The organism is Pseudomonas sp. DWP3-1-3b3 (assembly GCF_049896305.1).
Lineage (GTDB): Bacteria > Pseudomonadota > Gammaproteobacteria > Pseudomonadales > Pseudomonadaceae > Aquipseudomonas > Aquipseudomonas azotoformans_A.
The window spans coordinates 600,115-617,373 of sequence record NZ_JAFCUA010000005.1; the positions used below are offsets into that span (position 1 = coordinate 600,115).

Annotated in this window: 11 protein-coding genes and 1 pseudogene; 7 read left to right on the forward strand and 5 right to left on the reverse strand. The window is 59.1% G+C overall.

Annotated elements, in window-relative coordinates:
- Positions 1-4: 4 nt before the first annotated feature.
- On the reverse strand, positions 5-1,126 hold the full coding sequence (locus ACP7BX_RS19040) for an AAA family ATPase (RefSeq protein ID WP_314526059.1): 1,122 nt from the start codon (positions 1,124-1,126) through the stop codon (positions 5-7).
- Positions 1,127-1,217: 91 nt separating this feature from the next.
- On the opposite strand from ACP7BX_RS19040, the pseudogene ACP7BX_RS19045 reads away from it, so the two are divergent.
- The 4 genes and pseudogenes from ACP7BX_RS19045 (at position 1,218) to ACP7BX_RS19060 (ending at position 8,431) form a co-directional block, all read left to right on the forward strand.
- Positions 1,218-1,537, forward strand: a pseudogene (locus ACP7BX_RS19045) (GFA family protein).
- Between the two features lie 94 nt (positions 1,538-1,631).
- Positions 1,632-3,446, forward strand: coding sequence for a serine hydrolase domain-containing protein (locus ACP7BX_RS19050; protein ID WP_426128509.1), 1,815 nt, complete (start codon positions 1,632-1,634; stop codon positions 3,444-3,446).
- A 17-nt stretch (positions 3,447-3,463) separates the two neighbouring features.
- Positions 3,464-4,255 (forward strand): MipA/OmpV family protein, encoded by a 792-nt coding sequence (locus ACP7BX_RS19055; protein WP_426128507.1) that lies wholly within the window; start codon positions 3,464-3,466, stop codon positions 4,253-4,255.
- 123 nt (positions 4,256-4,378) lie between these two features.
- Positions 4,379-8,431 carry a hypothetical protein gene (locus tag ACP7BX_RS19060; protein ID WP_426128505.1) on the forward strand — a complete coding sequence of 1,351 codons (4,053 nt, stop codon included), beginning with the start codon at positions 4,379-4,381 and terminating at the stop codon, positions 8,429-8,431.
- A gap of 9 nt (positions 8,432-8,440) precedes the next feature.
- On the opposite strand, the gene ACP7BX_RS19065 is transcribed toward ACP7BX_RS19060, so the two are convergent.
- Together ACP7BX_RS19065 and ACP7BX_RS19070 are read right to left on the reverse strand one after the other, a co-directional pair.
- Positions 8,441-9,718 (reverse strand): ATP-binding protein, encoded by a 1,278-nt coding sequence (locus ACP7BX_RS19065; RefSeq protein ID WP_095016486.1) that lies wholly within the window; start codon positions 9,716-9,718, stop codon positions 8,441-8,443.
- Positions 9,719-10,426 (reverse strand): winged helix-turn-helix domain-containing protein, encoded by a 708-nt coding sequence (locus tag ACP7BX_RS19070; RefSeq protein ID WP_177077055.1) that lies wholly within the window; start codon positions 10,424-10,426, stop codon positions 9,719-9,721.
- 157 nt (positions 10,427-10,583) lie between these two features.
- On the opposite strand from ACP7BX_RS19070, the gene ACP7BX_RS19075 reads away from it, so the two are divergent.
- On the forward strand, positions 10,584-11,783 hold the full coding sequence (locus ACP7BX_RS19075; RefSeq protein ID WP_426128502.1) for an MFS transporter: 1,200 nt from the start codon (positions 10,584-10,586) through the stop codon (positions 11,781-11,783).
- Here the strand turns inward: ACP7BX_RS19075 and ACP7BX_RS19080 are convergent.
- A complete protein-coding gene (locus ACP7BX_RS19080) occupies positions 11,739-12,341 on the reverse strand; it encodes a tRNA-(ms[2]io[6]A)-hydroxylase (RefSeq protein ID WP_016979482.1) in 603 nt (200 codons plus the stop codon). The two genes, ACP7BX_RS19075 and ACP7BX_RS19080, sit on opposite strands and share 45 nt — an antisense overlap.
- Positions 12,342-12,497: 156 nt before the next feature.
- On the opposite strand from ACP7BX_RS19080, the gene ACP7BX_RS19085 reads away from it, so the two are divergent.
- Complete coding sequence (locus tag ACP7BX_RS19085; RefSeq protein WP_038841892.1) at positions 12,498-13,361, forward strand: universal stress protein; 864 nt, start codon at positions 12,498-12,500, stop codon at positions 13,359-13,361.
- Between the two features lie 3 nt (positions 13,362-13,364).
- Here ACP7BX_RS19085 and ACP7BX_RS19090 read toward each other — a convergent pair whose 3' ends face one another.
- Positions 13,365-13,835: a DUF1289 domain-containing protein gene (locus ACP7BX_RS19090; protein WP_016979484.1), complete on the reverse strand. Its 471-nt coding sequence runs from the start codon at positions 13,833-13,835 to the stop codon at positions 13,365-13,367.
- A 397-nt stretch (positions 13,836-14,232) separates the two neighbouring features.
- Here ACP7BX_RS19090 and acnB point away from each other — a divergent pair, with 397 nt between their 5' ends.
- Positions 14,233-16,842 (forward strand): bifunctional aconitate hydratase 2/2-methylisocitrate dehydratase, encoded by a 2,610-nt coding sequence (acnB, locus tag ACP7BX_RS19095; protein ID WP_033898481.1) that lies wholly within the window; start codon positions 14,233-14,235, stop codon positions 16,840-16,842.
- The last annotated feature ends 417 nt before the right edge of the window (positions 16,843-17,259 follow it).

A 17,259-nucleotide genomic window follows, 5' to 3' on the forward strand; every position in this document is an offset into this window, starting at 1 on the left:
GCACTCATTCGGCGGGGGTCAGCAAACGCGTGAGTTGCCCCCGCGCCTGCTGCAACGGCTCGGGCATGGTCTGGCTGTTGAAGTTGGCATCGATCTCGCGCAACAGGCCTTCAAGCACAGTACTGGTCGGCGGCTCGCTACGGGCGAGGTAGTCTTCGGCGGTTTCCAGCAGGCGATTCAAACGTGACATCGGCTGCAACGTGGCCTCTTCCACCGCGCTGAACAGATGACTGTTGCTGGACGCGGCAAACAGGTCACGCAACACCTCACGACCCTGTTGCTGGGTGGCCTGGGTCGGCAGTACATAGAGCAACGGCCACAGGTCGGCGTCGCTGGCTTCAAGGCGACCGCCGAGCAATGCGGCGGCGGCGATCAGGCGCTGGGATTTGACGATGCGTCGGTCGGACAGCTGGATACCGGCCTCGCGCAAACGGCGAATGGCCTGGGCCAGGGCGGGACGCACAGCGGTCAGGTCGACGTTTTTCAACGCATGACCAAGCGTGTCCAGTTGCGAGAGGCCCAGCAACTGTTGCACCGGGCGCTGCTCAGACTGCCAGCCACCGGCCAACATGGCTTCCAATTGGTTGTCCGGCACCGACTCGACAAACAGGTGCAGCAAGAAGCGGTCACCAAAGGCCGCCAGCGCTTCATCATCCGGGAGGCCGTTGGCGGCCCCGACGCACACGCGCAGCGGGCATTGCACCTGGGTATGACCCCGGCGGAAACGGCGCTCGTTGAGTACGCCCAATAACGTGTTGAGGATCGCAGTGGAGCCCAGGAAGACCTCGTCAAGAAACACGATATCGGCTTCCGGCAACATGCCGCTGACATCGGTTTCCACCGTGCCTTCGCGAAGTTTTTTCAGGTCGACCGCGCCAAACAATTCGGACGGCTCGGTGAAGCGCCCAAGCAGGTACTCGAAGTAACGCCCGCCCATGGACTGCGCGACGCGGCGCACCACCGCACTCTTAGCGGTGCCGGGCGGCCCGATCACCAGGATGTGCTCCTGGGCCACGGCGGCCAGCACAATCAATTCGGCCAGTTGCTCACGCCCGACCAAGCCTTCAGTGGCGGCACGCACGGCGTGGCGGATTTGCGCGGCAGCGCTTTGCAACTGAGCAATCATGGGCGTCTTCCCTGAAACCAAAGCGGTGGATCTTGCCTGAGGCTAAGGTATTAGAAAAGTGTTGTTACACACTCTCATCAGGAGTCAGCCCATGCAGCTTGAAGGATCCTGCCATTGCGGCGCCGTCACGTTCAGCCTGAACAGTGCCCCCCCTACCCCTACCAGCGTTGCTACTGCTCGCAATGCGACAGCGCGCTGTGGGTGTCCAGCCCGGAATGGCCGGAGCTGCCCCATCCATTTGCCTCGGTTATCGACACGCCATTGCCGGTGCAACCGGAGCATACGCACTTGATGCTCGGATCCAAGGCGCCCTGGGTAGACGTCACCTTGCGCAAGGGCGACCTGCAGCTCGATGAATACCCAGAAGAGTCGATCGCCGAATGGCATGAACGTCACGGAGTGCTCCGTTAACAGTCTTTGACAGTTTATCGACAAAGCTGTCAAAGACCCTCAGGCGCTACAGCCCTAGCATTCGAGCCTCCAAACCACCTATCGGGTGCTCGTCATGCTTCGCACATTGCGCGGTCTTCCGTTGCTCGGTTGCCTGTTGGGCAGTATCGGCTGCCACGGGCAGTCACCTGCCCCGCCGTCAATTCCGAAGGGCGACTACAGCGCGATCATCCGTTACCTGCAAACCCGGATCCCGCGGGACATGGCCCAGGACAACATCCCAGGCCTGTCGATTGCGCTGGTCAACGGCCAGGAGTTGATCTGGGCTCGCGGGTTCGGCATGGCCGACAAAGCCAAGGGCTTGCCGGTGACGCCAAACACCGCTTTCCGGGCCGGCGCAATCTCCAAGCTGCTCACCGCCAGCGCGGCCCTGCAACTGGTTGAACAACAGCGACTGGTACTGGACGCACCGATCCAGAAAACCCTGCGCGAGTTCTATGTACGCTCGCGCTTCCACGTCGACCAACAGGCCGCAGACCGCGACATCACCTTGCGTCGCCTGCTCAGCCATCAGTCCGGCTTGCCCAGTGAACACCTGCGTGACCTGCGCAACAGCTACGCCATGGGGCAGATGCCAATGCGCCTGTCCGGCGTCTGGCTGAGCACCCCACCCGGCACACAAGTGGCCTACTCCAACCTGGGTTATGCGCTGGTGGGTGCGGCCATCGAGCGCAGCAGCGGCAAGGAGTTTGAAGCCCAGTTGCAACATAGCCTGCTCAAACCGCTGGAGATGGACCGTGCGAGCTTTGTCGGGACCGCCGCGCAAATCGGCTATCGCGCCCAGGGCTACCAGGAAGGCGTCGCCAGCACCGATGCGCAACTGCGTGACATCGCCGCCGGCGGCTTATGGGCCAGCCCCAGGGACCTCAGCCATTACGTGCAGATGCTGTTTGCCGAAGGCCTCTACAAGGGCAATCGGGTGATGGCCAGCCGCTCCATCGATGAAATGTTCTCCCAGCAAAACACCGGCAATGCCCTGGACTTCGATTGCCAGATCGGCCTGGCGTGGTTCCTGGCACCTTGCGGTGACGAGCCGATCGGCCCAGGGGTGCGCACCTACCAGCACAGTGGCGGTGGCGATGATTTCGCCGCACAGTTGACCCTGCTGCCGGACCATCAATTGGCCGTAATCATCATGGCCAACGACAGCAATGCCGAAGACCTGGTCGCCACACTGGCCACGGACGCCTTGCGCCTGATGCTTCAGGCGCAAACCGGCGAACAGGTATGCAGCGATGACTGCCAGGCACCCCGTCATGGGCTCAAGCTGCGCCAGGTGCCGGCCGCCATCGACCGTCAGCGCCTGGCCGGGTTCTACGCCACCGCCTGGGGCGTGTTCCGGATCAAAGATGATGACCAGAGGCTGCGCGGCGAACTCGCCGGCTTCAACTTCGAACTGTTGCGTGACGATCAAGGCTGGCTGCGCGCCCAGAAGAAACTCTTCGGTTTCTGGCTCAAGGACCTCGGCGAACTGGGCCAGGTACAACTCGACGTCATCACCGTGCAAGGCCGGCAGATGCTCACGGCACGCAGCCATGGCCAGCGCATCCCCATCGGCGAACGCATCGACCCGCCGCCACTGCCCTTGGCCTGGGCCGACACCGTCGGCACCTACCAAGTACTCAACACCCATGAACCCGATGCGCCATTGAGCGGCATCAGCGTGCGCCTGGAAGAAGGTTTCCTGGTGATTCGCGGCCAACTGCACGACGAACCGCTGACCGACTACATCCTGCTGCCGGTGGACAACGCCCATGCCGTACTCGCCGGCAACGGCTATGGCCTGGGTGACACCGTCAGCCGCCAGATCAATGGCCTGAGCGCTTCGGGCTACTCCTTCAAACGTACCCATCCACCCTTGAGTTTCTAACCGACATGAAAACCCTGATGAACCCAAAAAACCTGTGCCTGTCCCTGACCTCACTGTGTTTGCTCGCGAGCGCCAACAGCGTACTGGCTGAGGACTGGACCTACAGCCTCAAGGCCGGCGTGGCCAACCTGCCCCGCTACAGCGGCAGCGACGAACGTATGACCGCCCCGGTATTCGGCGGCGCCATCGTCAGCCCCTGGGGGATTTTCCTCGACACCGACAAGGGCCTGGGCTGGGGCTACGAAGGCAATGCCTTGAGCTTCAGCGCTTATGTCGGCGCCAGTGGATCACGCAAGGACAAAAACGAATCCATGCACCTGGGCTCCAAACGCCTGAAAGGCATGGGCGAAATCAAGTCACGCCCGCAGTTCGGTGTGAGTGCCAGCTACAACCTGGGCGGCATGATTGTCGGCGCCACACTGGAACATGCCCTCAAGGAAGATGACCACAAGGACAGCGGCAAAGCATTCACCCACCTGGAACTGAGCCTGGGCACCAACCTGTATGAAGGTCGTTTCGGCTCCGTCGACGCCAGCCTCAGCAGCCATTTTGGTGACCGTGACTACCTGCAGACCTGGTACGGCGTGACCACCGACCAAGCCGCCCGTAGCCGTTTCAAAGCCTACAAAGCGGGTGCGGGCAATATCAGCAATGGCCTGAACCTGGTGTGGAGCCTGCCGATCAGCGAGCACACCCAGTTCTCGACCTTGCTGGATGTGCAGTACCTGGCGGATGAAGCGGGGAAAAGTCCGATTGTGGAGCGGCGGTTGCAAACATCGGTGATGGGGGTACTGGAATACAGCTTCTGACTGTACGGATCACCGAGAGGTATTTGTTTACACATCGGTCATGAACCGATCCCAGAGGTTGGACACAAAAAGTAGTCAGGTTCCTTCCCTGCTGCCTTGTTGCCAACCCTTGAGAATGTCCAAATGACCGTGCCAGCATTGTCTCGCCCTCTACAAGCGTCGTCCATCAGCTCAAATGAGCACGAGCGCACTGAATCTCCTGCATCGACCCAACCGCAAACCGAGCCATCAGCGCTTGAAAAACTGATCGCTGAGACACCCAGGTTCAAGGCCGATGCAGCACTCAAAAATCTCTACGCCAATGCCTTGTCTAGCGCAGCGAACACGCCACCCCTTTTTACCCGTGCTATCACGGGCATTGAGCCGATCCCCAGCGACTGTACATTTGGACAATGGCGCCAGCACCTCGACACCTTGGTGGCAAGTGACGACTTCAAACAATGGGCTGAAGACAATCGTATTGATTTGACCAAGCCCGTGCGAATCTTCCCTTCTCGGAACTCCCGGCCAGGCTTTATCAGTGCCACCCTGAAACCCACTCCCTCGGCGCCCGCCAACATCAGCGCGTCGCTGCCACGTACATTCGGTGCCGGCTTTGGTGATGGGCTATCGCTGCCAGCCTCCTGGTCGCTGATCATGCAAGCCGCTAACACCCTGAGCAGCGGCAGGACGTCAGTCAGCGTGACCCCGGCAAGTCAATCGTCACCCGATGTGCACGCCACACGTTCTGCACACATTGAGGAGCTGGCTGCCTTTTACGGAGAAACCATTCCCGATACCCAGAGTGCACTGCAACAAAGGGCAACCGAATTAAAACAGGCTGGCGCGTTCCCGCACCTCGATACACCTGCAATGCCCGAAACATTTGAAATGCGTGGGGAGGTGGCGCTCGAGAATCAACGATATGAAAGGGGCGACATTCAAAACATTACCCTTTTATCCAAGAGTCTTGACGCTGCCTTGCTATCGCTCGGCGCAGACGCTGCAACCTCCTACACGGACCCGACCTTTTTGGGAGTACGCCCCACTCCGGAACAAACCGTTCGCCAGGAGAAGGCCTCGATTGCGGCGACTCTGGAAAATACAGAGCTAAAGATCGACCCTGCCTCTTGGTACTTTCAGGACCAGCAACTGACACCTGAATCAAAGGTAACGCTCAAGCAGTTCATCGTCGACAACGGCTGGTTTGTACCTCAGACAAAAGACGATATAAGTAACTTGATTCAATCCCTGAGGCGAGGGCCATTACCCGCACTCCCCAACGGCAACCTCACTGGCGCCATGGGCTGGCAGGCACCGCTTGATCAACCAGAAAAAAGACAGCTCTACAGCAACGTCCGCTATAACAACCTCAACCTGCCAGGGCTTGACGCTCAGACACTGTTGGAGATTCGAGGCGGGGCATTTACCTACCTGACTAAACACCGCCACTGGACCCGTTCTGAGCTGACTGATCCGCGCAACGTCATTGCGGATATTCTCGACTCGCCCAAAGCCCTTGCCCTGGAAAATGCCCTGCAAAAAAAGATGGGCGCAATTGAAAGTCCCAGCAGCCGAGACTGGGTCATGGGTGCGATGGTGGCCGGGCTGGATTCCGATAACACCTTGATGCCCCCCAAACGCAATCAGACAGCCCAGTTCAATCTGGCTGATGAACGCTTCTACGGCAAACCGTTGAGTGACATCAAGCAAGGCCTGATTGACCATCTGACAGAAAGTCACCGCTGCACACAAGAGATGGCACCTGTCGGGGCCCACCTCTTGCTGTCAAGCGCAGCACCCGAACTGTTGGTCAAAGACGTTCCCGCTGAACTGACCTATGGCTCTCCGGCCTGGTTCCTACTGAAGACAACGGTGGCGATGATCGAAGCCAAGAGCCCCGGGAGCAGTTCTTCGTTGAGTTTCCCCGAGGTGCTCAAGTACGCGGCGATCGACCCAGTTTCGGAAGAAGACGCTGCACTGCTGAGTGAAGCCAAGCGCGAAACGCTAATCGACTGGGCATTGGTGCACGGCATTTTACCGGCCTCGCCTGATGCAACTTACTCGCCAGAACAGCTCAACAAGGCACAGGAAACGTTTGCCAGCGTCATGGAATCACTGAGAAAGGTCTCCAACGACTTGACCGCCCCGCTTCCAATGCAGAAAGACATGGCACTGGCGGTACTCAGCGAGCATTTCACCAATGTGTCGTTTGAGCGCGCGATTTTATCGAACCCGAGTATCCGACAAAAAAACGCCCTGGACAGCGGCCCCACGCACGTCACCTTGGGGCCCTATTCGTTGCTGGATGTTTACATTAACAACCCTGAAGAAAGCGGATGGAGGTCGCGTGAAAACAACCCAGTAATGGGAAGTGCGCCGGACTACCTCGGCCAGTTGCCGGACATCAATAACCTGCACCGAATCGCAATAGCCAATTACAAGCAAGGCAGAGAACAGGGTCTTGTCAATCGGACCAAACACCTGATTGCACAACTTCCCCTTGAGGATCGCAAACAGCTGGAATACGGAGAAATCGTCCCTTACGTCGAAGGAACGGTTATTAAACACACCAGTTATGTACCAGGCGCCACGCTCAATCATGATCGCAAGACACCCGAACAGGCCCAGGACAGGCGTTCACTCATCATCAAGTCGACACACGGCGCCAACGTAAAATTCTACGAAATCAGCCCACAACAAAACTATATTAAACATCGCGAAGACCTCAACGCCGACTTCAAGCCGGGTCCACAAGGCCAATGGATCAAAGAGGATCCAGGTGTTCTGGGCGGCGAGAGGTATTCAAACACTGCAATTGAAGCGTTCAGCCTGGAGGAAAAAGACAAAAGCAAATTAATGGCTACACAGCCACCCCACCTCACTAACCCAGCTTCGTATACCAGCGACCGCAGCCAATTTCTCGGTGAGTTATTGTCCAGGCACACCCTTGGCCCTGCGAGCCTCGAAGAACTGGTTGCCGCTGCGCGCCACATCACTCAATTCGACAAGGAAGACGATGAGTTCGAGAAAAACCAGGAACTGTTGCTGGGCTCCATTCCCTTCGTCTCGCTTGCCAGAAATGCAATCAAGGGAGACTGGCTGGCAGTGGCTTCGGAACTTATATTTGACGGCGTCATGTATGCGACAACGGCTGGATTTGGCAAGGCTGCGAGATCGGTAAAACCACTGGGACGCGTTGCAAACAGTGTAGGGAAACCTGTGGGAAAAAAACTGTTTGAACAGGTGGCGACCTCAACCTCCGAGAGCGTGCTAAACCGCTTGAATACGCTTCGACCGGGGCGAACCGGCTCGTACAATTTTCCCAAGACGGCCCGCCGTCCAGATATTGCAGAGGGCACTTACAAGAAAGGCCTGACCGAGATATCGACTCCGGCAGGAGTCGATGCAAAAACGGGAAAATACTTTGCAGTGGACCCGGTAAACCAACGGCTATACGGAAAGCCACTCGATAACTTCAAACCACAGGTTTCTAATTGGGTCGACGATACATTGCCGGGACTACCCAGCGCGTCCAACTCAACCAAACGCACCGCACTGGACATTGGGTTAGGGCGTGACAACGTCATTCAAATGGGTGGGCCCATGCGGGACTTAAAGTTTATTGACGAGGAAATTCATACATTTGCCGATACTTACAAAGGCACCAACCGACTCAACATTGTTGCACATGGCATCGAACGGAGCTGGACTGACAAACTGAAAGGAAACGGTACAAAAGTGTACATCGACGGCACGCTATATGACGCGCGTGACCTGGTTAACTTATTAAAAGGCAAAGGTGTGGACCCCTCCAGCTTCGATAACGTACGCCTTCTGGTTTGCCACTCAGGAGAAGGCAGGAGCAATGCATTCGCACGCCTTTTCCAAAAAGAAATCAAAAAGCCAGTCAAGGCGTTTGAGGGAACCGTATCAATAGCGCACGGATCAACAGAAATGACCCATAGGCGTAACATCGTGCGAAACGAAATCCAAAAAACCTACCCGCAAGCAACTCAGTCAAATGTCAATCAAGCCGCCGACATATTGGTACAGGACAAATTTATAGGAAAGATCACCCAGCACGTAGAGAAACTGCACGGTAAGAAAATTCTTATAAATATCGCTCCCCCCAACTCGCCGGCACACTACCAACCCACAACCATCAGCTACCGACCGCGTCACTTCAATCGATAATCCGAGGGCCTATTCGGCATACGCCCACGTCATCCGAAACGACGCCCCGCCCCATTCCGAATCCAGAACCTGCACCTGGCCGCCATGCCACTGCGACACCCGCTGCACCAGCGCCAGGCCCAGGCCGAAGCCGCCGGTGCGGCGGTCGCGACTGGCGTCCAGGCGCATGAAGGGTTGGAAGATTTTGGAGCGACCTTCTTCCGGTACGCCAGGGCCGTCGTCACACACCCGCACCTCATAGCCGCTGCCAAACTTGACCAGCGACACTTCCACACGGCGCTCGGCATAGCGAATTGCGTTACGCAGCAGGTTGATCACCGCACGCGCCATAAAACGCGGCTCGATCTGGATAAAGTCCACCTCGCACGTACGCAACGACAGTTGGATGCCCGCCGCTTCAGCCTCCAGGGCCACGCTGCCGATCACGCTGTCGAGCCAACTGTGGGCCTCGATGCTTTCGCGGGTGACCTGGGTGGCACCGCGTTCCAGGCTGGCGTAGGTGAGCAACTCGGACACCATTTCCTCCAGCTCGCCCAGGTCGGCATACATGTCCGCGATCAATTCGCCACGCTGGCGTGGATCGGCCTGTTGCTTGAGCTGGTCAAGTTCGAACGACAGGCGCGCAATCGGCGTGCGCAGTTCGTGGGACACGGCGTTGGTGAGCTCGCGCTGGTTGGCGATCAGGCTTTCGATGCGCTCGGCCATCTGGTTGAAGTGCCCGGCCAGCGAACGCACGGTGGAACGGCGTGGCAGCAGAATGCGTGAACTGAGATCGTTATCCCCGAAACGTTGGGCCGCCAGGCGTATGTGCTCCAGGTCGCGCCAGTGCGGGCGCACCCAGAAATACAGCACGATCGCCAGGCTCAAGCCCAGCAGGCTGTAGGCCCACAAGTACAGCCATTTCGGCTCGTCGGGCAGCTTGATATTGAGCAACTGAGGGCCGCCGTCGATATTGGCGATGAATTCCATGAAGTCGCCCCGCACCACCAACTGGCCGGCCGCCAGCAACTGTTGCTCACGCTGGTCCAGCGCCAACTCATCGCGCTGCACCAGTTTGAGGTGCAGCCCGTAATGCGGTTGCAGCTCGCTCAGGCGCGCCTGACGGGCGTCACCGAGCAAGGGCCGCAACTGCTCGACCAAACCATAGGCCGGGCCGCGCAGGGCTTCGCGGTTATAGGTTTCATTGGCTTCGGGCAGCAGCTCATCAAAGGTGTAGTTGACCAGCCAGATCGCCCCCGCCAGCCCCAGCGCCAGGATGATGTACAGGCGAATATAGAGCCGCAGCATCTAGGCCTCCCACGCGAACGGATTGAACAGATAGCCCTTGCCCCAGATGGTCTTGATGCACACCGGTTCGCGCGGGTTATCGTTGAGCTTGCCGCGCAGTTTGCTGATGTACACATCGACACTGCGGTTGAGGCCGTCGAACGCAATGCCACGCATGCGGTTGAGGATGTCATCGCGGGACAGGATCGTCCCCGAGTTACTGGCCAACAACCACAACAGTTCGAACTCCATGGTGGTGAGGTCAATCTTGTCGTCCCCCAGGCTGACCACCCGGCAACTGCGATCGATGGCCAGCCGCCCGAAAGCCAGTGACCCGCGCACGGTCGGCTCCGGCGCCTGGCGTCGTTGCAACGCACGCAAGCGTGCCAGCAACACAGGGGGCTTGATCGGCTTGATCACGTAATCGTCGGCACCGGACTCCAGGCCAAGGATGTGGTCCAGGTCATCTTCCTTGGCCGTGAGGATCACGATCGGCGTGTCGGACACCGTGCGAATCCCGCGACACACATGCAGCCCGCTCTGGCCGGGCAGCATCAGGTCGAGTACGACGATCTTCGGCTTGAACGCCAGGAACGCGGCCAGGGCCTCGTCGCCCCGGTGCTCCACGCGCACCTCAAAGCCATGCTGCGCGAGAAAGTGCGCAATCAGCCCAGCCAGTTTTTCGTCGTCCTCAACGAGCAAGACCTTGCCCAGCCCCAGGTTTTCCATAAGTTCTCAGTTTGCAGACACGGATTGAAGAGCGGGCATTATAGGTGGCAAGCTGGGCAACTAAAGCAGCTGGCCAGCATTGGCCGACGAAGCTTCATGCTTTTAAGAGTTTTTAACAAATACCCTGCAATCTTTAACGCCATCCACAGGGAGTTGTATGCGCAAGGATTACCTGGCGTTCTTTGTTTCGCTGTTCCTGTCGCGGCTGGCAGACCAGATTCTACTGTTTATCGTGCCCTTGATCGTGTTCCAGACCACTCAGAGCGTGGCCTGGGCCGGGCTGGCGTTCTTTATCGAGTCGCTGCCGCGTTATCTCGCGTTCCCGGTGTGTGGCGCAGTGTGCGACAAGTTCGCACCGGTGCGCATCCTGCATATCAGCCAGGTTTACCGGGCTTTGGCCTGCGTGACGGCGGTGGTTTTGTACGGTGTATTCGACGGCATCGTCTGGATCGTACTGCTCTCGGCGCTCTGCGGCGTGCTGACTACCCAGGGCATCATGGCGCGGGAAGTGCTGATGCCCCATGTCTTCCCCCACTACAGCTACGCCAAGACGCTGTCCTATTCGCAGATTGCCGACCAGAGCGGGCTGGTGCTCGGGCCGCTGGTGGCGGCGCTGATGCTGGAAGTGTGGGCCTGGCACTGGGTCGTCCTCGGGGTGGCCGGGCTGTTCGTGTTGGCCGACCTGGCGATGCGGCTGTGGCAACGCTCCAGCACCGTCAACCTGGAAACCTTCGAGCAGCACCAGGATATCTGGCTGCGGCCGTTGAAGATTGCCTTCGGGCATATCCGCCGCCTGCCGGAACTGAAGCGGATCATCACCCTGGCCGTGGGCGTGAACCTGATCATTGGCGTCACGCTGGCCACGTCTGCGGCGATGGTGACCGGCCAATTTGCACAGGATAAGGACGCCTACGCCCTGCTGCAGGCAGCCGGCGCCCTGGTGACCATCGGGATTCTGTTTTACCTGGCGCGGGCCGGGCTGCCGCTGAAGGGGCTGGGCGGCTTGTCGTATTCGATGATTGCGGTCGGTGCGGTGATCATGGCGGTCAGCCCCAGCGTGTGGCTGTACGCCGTGGGTTTCCTGCTGGTCACCGGTTTCGACAAGATGTTCAACGTCTACCTGCGCAGCACCCGTCAGCGGGTGATTCCCGTGCAGGACTTCGGCAAGACCGTGGGCGTGATCACCCTGCTCAACAACCTGCCGCAACCCTTGGCGGGCCTGGCAATTGCGCTGTTGGCGGCACCGCTGGGCACACAGGCGGTGATCCTGTTGCTGGCCGGGATCACCGCGCTGATCGGCGTGGCCGTGGCCTCAGGCTGGCACGCCACTGTGAAAGCGGAACTCGATGTCGGGTGACTCGATCAGTTCCTGCTCGGCCGCCCTCACCCGCTCGATCACCTGGGCGACGTCTTTAGCGTCGCCGTACTGGTAGGCCAGCTTGAGGTAACCCTGGAAGTGCCGCGCTTCGCTTTTCAGTAAACCGAAGTAGAACTTGCCGAGTTCTTCGTCCAAATGCGGTACCAGCGCTTCGAAACGCTCGCAACTGCGTGCTTCGATAAACGCGCCCACCACCAGCGTGTCCACCAGCTTGACCGGTTCATGGGTGCGCACCACTTTGCGCAAACCCGAGGCGTAGCGACCAGCATTCAGTTGGCGCAACTCGACCTTGCGTTTTTTCATCAAGCGCATGACTTGTTCGTGGTGCACCAGCTCTTCACGGGCCAGGCGCGACATCATGTTGATCAGGTCCACATGGCTGTAGTACTTGGCAATCAGGCTCAGGGCGGTGCTGGCGGCTTTGAATTCGCAGTTCTTGTGGTCGATCAGCAGGGTGTCCTGATCGGCCAGCGCGGCCTGGACCCAGGCGTCAGGGGTGCGGCAACCGAGGAATTCGTGGATTTCGGGCAGGTTCATCGGGCTCACGGGCAAAAGGATCACAAAAGGTCGGCGATTATACCGACCCCACCGCAGACCACCAGCCACCGGCCTTGATGTGCATCAACATGACGTGCGCCACCCAGCAACTATAGTTGTTCCAGGCCCCCGCCCTTTTTTATGGAGATCCCGATCATGCAAGCCATCCGCAGCATCCTGGTGGTCATCGAGCCCGAGCACTCGGAAAGCCTGGCCCTCAAGCGTGCCAAGCTGATCGCCGGGGTCACCGGCGCGCACTTGCATTTGCTGGTCTGCGACAAAAAACATGAGCACTCGGCGCTGCTGGCGCTGCTCAAAGCCGGTTTGCAAGAGGACGGCTACAGCGTCAGCACCGAGCAGGCGTGGAATGCCAGCCTGCATGAAACCATTATCGACGTGCAGCAGGCCGAAGGCTGTGGGCTGGTGATCAAGCAGCATTTCCCGGACAGCCCATTGAAAAAGGCGCTGTTGACGCCTGCGGACTGGAAGTTGCTGCGTTATTGCCCGACGGCGGTGTTGCTGGTCAAGACCGCCACACCGTGGGCTGGCGGCGTGATCCTGGCGGCGATCGATGTGGGCAATACCGACGGTGAGCACCGCTCATTGCATAATTCGATCATTGACCATGGCTTTGATATCGCCCACCTGGCCAAGGCGCAGTTGCATGTGATCAGCGCCCATCCGTCGCCGATGCTGTCGGCGGCGGACCCGACGTTTCAGCTCAAGGAGACCATAGAGGCGCGTTATCGCGAGCAATGCAGGGCGTTTCAGGCGGAGTTCGACGTGGACGACAAACACCTGCATATCGAGGAAGGACCGGCGGACGTGCTGATACCCCATCTCGCCCACAAACTGCAGGCGGCGGTCACGATCATCGGCACCGTGGGTCGCACGGGTATTTCCGGGGCACTGATCGGCAACACCGCAGAGGTCGTGCTGGATACGCTGGAAAGCGATGTGCTGGTGCTCAAGCCAGAAGAAGTGATGGACCGTCTGGTGGAACAGGCCACAAAAGCCTGACAGCTAGGCGCCAAACGCATCCTTGAGAAACCCCGGCGCGATGTAGCGCTGGTAATGGGCTTCGGACAGGATAAAGAACTCCCGATCAATGGCATCGCGCAGGTCCGGCAACGGCCAATCGCGAAACTCGGGCAACAGCACCATGCCGTAGGCCTCCAGGTTATTGATCACCCGTGCTCCGCGGGCGATCAACTGGTAGGCCCAGCAGTATTCGGACTGGTGCGGCACGAAGCGGATCTTGCGCTGTTCCAGTTGGCCGCGCAGGGTCTTGGGGTCAAAAACCTCCAGTTTGCCGGCCATCACCTGCACCAGCAGCTGCTCCAAGCGCAGCCAGACCGCACGTTTTTCCTCTTCGCCGTAGCCGTTCCACTGGATCACTTCGTGGTGGAAGCGCTTGCAGCCACGGCACACGAGATCGCCGTAGACCGTGGAGCACAGGCCGACGCAGGGGGTCTTGATGGTTTGGTTGGACATGGGCAACGACACGCAAATCAGCGAAACAATGCGCCATGTTAGCCCTTTGTCTAAGCTTGATCACCCAGCAAACTTGGTTAGGCAACTTACCTTTAGATTTTTTTTGCCGTAGAATCATCCGGCCTTGTAAGGCGCCAATAATCCGCTGGAAGCTGTTTTCAAAGCGTCACGAGCACAGTCGTTCCTTCAGAACGGTGTTGGCGATGGTCAATGACTCGGTAGGTCAGAGCCCTCGCCAACCCTCATCAGCTCCGTTCTGCAGGCGTAAAACTTTGAAAGCAGCTTCTGTGAGGAATGCCGGCAGCGCTGGCTTTGCGGCCCAAAAAGCCCCCGAGCGCATGCGTGCCGTTCATTTCTGGATGAGCGTCCCGTGGGACCACTGATGAGGGTAATAACTGTGCTTGAAGCCTACCGCAAACATATCGAAGAGCGTGCAGCCCTGGGTATCGTTCCCCAGCCGCTTAACGCCGAACAAACCGCAGGCCTGGTCGAGCTGCTGAAAAATCCTCCGGCTGGCGAAGAAGAATTCCTCGTTGACCTGATCACCAACCGCATTCCACCAGGCGTTGACGAAGCTGCCTACGTCAAGGCCGGTTTCCTGTCTGCCCTGGCCAAGGGCGAAGCCACTTCCCCCCTGATCAGCAAGCAACGCGCCGTTGAACTGCTTGGCACCATGCAAGGCGGCTACAACATCGTGACCCTGGTTGAGCTGCTGGACGACGCCACACTGGCACCTGTCGCCGCCGCCCAACTCAAGCACACCCTGCTGATGTTCGATGCGTTCCACGACGTGGCTGAAAAAGCCAAGAACGGCAACGAGCACGCCAAAGCCGTGATCCAGTCCTGGGCTGACGGCGAGTGGTTCAGCAACCGCCCTACCCTGGCCGACAAGATCAGCCTGCGCGTGTTCAAGGTCACCGGCGAAACCAACACCGACGACCTGTCCCCTGCTCCCGATGCCTGGTCCCGCCCTGACATCCCGCTGCACGCCCTGGCCATGCTGAAAATGGCCCGTGAAGGCATCGTGCCGGACGAGCAAGGCAAGACCGGCCCGATGAAGCAGATCGAAGAAATGCGCGGCCAAGGCTTCCCGATCGCCTACGTCGGTGACGTGGTCGGTACGGGTTCGTCGCGTAAATCGGCCACCAACTCCGTACTGTGGTTCTTCGGCGACGACGTTCCGTACGTGCCGAACAAGCGCGCCGGTGGCTTCTGCTTCGGCAGCAAGATTGCTCCAATCTTCTACAACACCATGGAAGATGCGGGCGCACTGCCAATCGAGTTTGACGTTACCAACATGAACATGGGCGACGTGATCGACCTGTACCCGCATGCTGGCAAAGTCTGCAAACACGGCACCGACGAAGTCATCACCACCTTCGAAATGAAGACCCCGGTACTGTTGGACGAAGTCCGCGCTGGCGGCCGTATCCCGTTGATCATCGGTCGCGGCCTGACCGACAAGGCCCGTGCCGAACTGGGCCTGGGTCCAACCGATCTGTTCAAGCTGCCAGAAGCGCCTGTCGACACCGGCAAAGGCTTCACCCTGGCACAGAAAATGGTCGGCAAGGCCTGCGGCCTCCCTGAAGGCAAAGGCGTTCGCCCTGGCACCTACTGTGAACCGAAAATGACCACCGTGGGTTCCCAGGACACCACCGGTCCTATGACCCGTGATGAACTGAAAGACCTGGCGTGCCTGGGCTTCTCGACCGATCTGGTCATGCAGTCGTTCTGCCACACCGCGGCCTATCCAAAGCCGATCGACGTGACCACCCACCACACCCTGCCTGACTTCATCATGACCCGTGGCGGTGTTTCGCTGCGCCCAGGCGACGGCATCATCCACAGCTGGCTGAACCGCATGCTGCTGCCGGACACTGTCGGTACCGGTGGTGACTCCCACACCCGTTTCCCGATGGGCATCTCGTTCCCGGCCGGTTCTGGCCTGGTCGCGTTCGCCGCAGCCACTGGCGTTATGCCACTGGACATGCCGGAATCGATCCTGGTGCGCTTCAAAGGCAAGATGAAACCTGGCATCACCCTGCGTGACCTGGTTCATGCCATTCCTTACTACGCGATCCAGTCGGGTCTGCTGACCGTAGAGAAGAAAGGCAAGAAGAACGCCTTCTCCGGCCGCATCCTGGAGATCGAAGGCCTGAACGACCTGACGCTGGAACAAGCTTTCGAGCTGTCCGACGCCTCGGCTGAACGTTCGGCTGCAGGTTGCACCATCAAGCTGTCGAAAGAGTCGATCACCGAGTACCTGAACTCCAACATCACCCTGCTGCGCTGGATGATCGGTGAAGGCTACGGTGACCCGCGTACCCTGGAACGTCGTGCTCAAGCGATGGAAGCCTGGGTCAAGAACCCAGAGCTGATGGAAGCCGATGCCGACGCGGAATACGCCGAAATCATCGAGATCGACCTGGCCGAGATCAACGAGCCGATCCTCTGCGCACCGAACGACCCGGACGATGCCCGTCTGCTGTCGAGCGTTGCCGGCGAGAAGATCGACGAAGTGTTCATCGGTTCGTGCATGACCAACATTGGTCACTTCCGCGCGGCCGGTAAGCTGCTGGAGCAGGTCAAGGGCCAGCTGCCAACTCGTCTGTGGCTGTCGCCGCCGACCAAGATGGACGCTCACCAACTGACCGAAGAAGGCTACTACGGCATCTACGGCAAGGCTGGCGCACGCATGGAAATGCCGGGCTGCTCGCTGTGCATGGGTAACCAGGCACGTGTAGAGCCGAACTCGACCGTTGTGTCGACGTCGACCCGTAACTTCCCGAACCGTCTGGGTGACGGCGCTAACGTCTACCTGGCTTCGGCCGAGCTGGCGGCAGTGGCTTCTACCCTGGGTCGCCTGCCGACCGTCGAAGAGTACATGGGCTACGCAGCGAAACTGGACACCATGGCCAGTGACGTTTACCGCTACCTGAACTTCGACCAGATTGCTGAGTTCCGCAAGATCGCAGCTAGCGCCAACATTCCGGTGATTCAGGCCTAAAGTGTTGATGTGAAGAGGCGCCGCGTATCGTGAGGTACGCGGCGTTTTTTTATGTCTGGGATATGGGTGGGACTGGGTACATATCCGTTATTTGGGTAACGGCTGATATGGGTTCCGCCCTTACGGCGGGTCACTTTTGGAAAAGAGCCCCAAAAGTAACCAAAAAGGCTCTTGCCCCAACACTCGGTACCTCGCCTAGGCTCGGTATGCCCGTAATCCGACAGGGATTTGGGGGGCCGCCTAGTTCTTGCAGGCGATGGTCTTCAACGATGACGCGGGGAACCAGACAAAACGCGGCGGTCTCACGTTTTTCGCCGGCAAGCCGGCTCCTACAAGGACCGCGTATCCACGATGCGAAGCGAGTCGCTCTTGATCTTGATCTGAGGCGCCCCGTCAAACACGCTGGCCGAACGCAGG

Excerpts from the sequence above, each read along its gene's own strand:
- ACP7BX_RS19040 (WP_314526059.1), bottom strand. The coding sequence starts at position 1,126 with ATGATTGCTCAGTTGCAAAGCGCTGCCGCGCAAATCCGCCACGCCGTG.
- ACP7BX_RS19050 (WP_426128509.1), top strand. The coding sequence starts at position 1,632 with ATGCTTCGCACATTGCGCGGTCTTCCGTTGCTCGGTTGCCTGTTGGGC.
- ACP7BX_RS19055 (WP_426128507.1), top strand. The coding sequence starts at position 3,464 with ATGAACCCAAAAAACCTGTGCCTGTCCCTGACCTCACTGTGTTTGCTC.
- ACP7BX_RS19060 (WP_426128505.1), top strand. The coding sequence starts at position 4,379 with ATGACCGTGCCAGCATTGTCTCGCCCTCTACAAGCGTCGTCCATCAGC.
- ACP7BX_RS19065 (WP_095016486.1), bottom strand. The coding sequence starts at position 9,718 with ATGCTGCGGCTCTATATTCGCCTGTACATCATCCTGGCGCTGGGGCTG.
- ACP7BX_RS19070 (WP_177077055.1), bottom strand. The coding sequence starts at position 10,426 with ATGGAAAACCTGGGGCTGGGCAAGGTCTTGCTCGTTGAGGACGACGAA.
- ACP7BX_RS19075 (WP_426128502.1), top strand. The coding sequence starts at position 10,584 with ATGCGCAAGGATTACCTGGCGTTCTTTGTTTCGCTGTTCCTGTCGCGG.
- ACP7BX_RS19080 (WP_016979482.1), bottom strand. The coding sequence starts at position 12,341 with ATGAACCTGCCCGAAATCCACGAATTCCTCGGTTGCCGCACCCCTGAC.
- ACP7BX_RS19085 (WP_038841892.1), top strand. The coding sequence starts at position 12,498 with ATGCAAGCCATCCGCAGCATCCTGGTGGTCATCGAGCCCGAGCACTCG.
- ACP7BX_RS19090 (WP_016979484.1), bottom strand. The coding sequence starts at position 13,835 with ATGTCCAACCAAACCATCAAGACCCCCTGCGTCGGCCTGTGCTCCACG.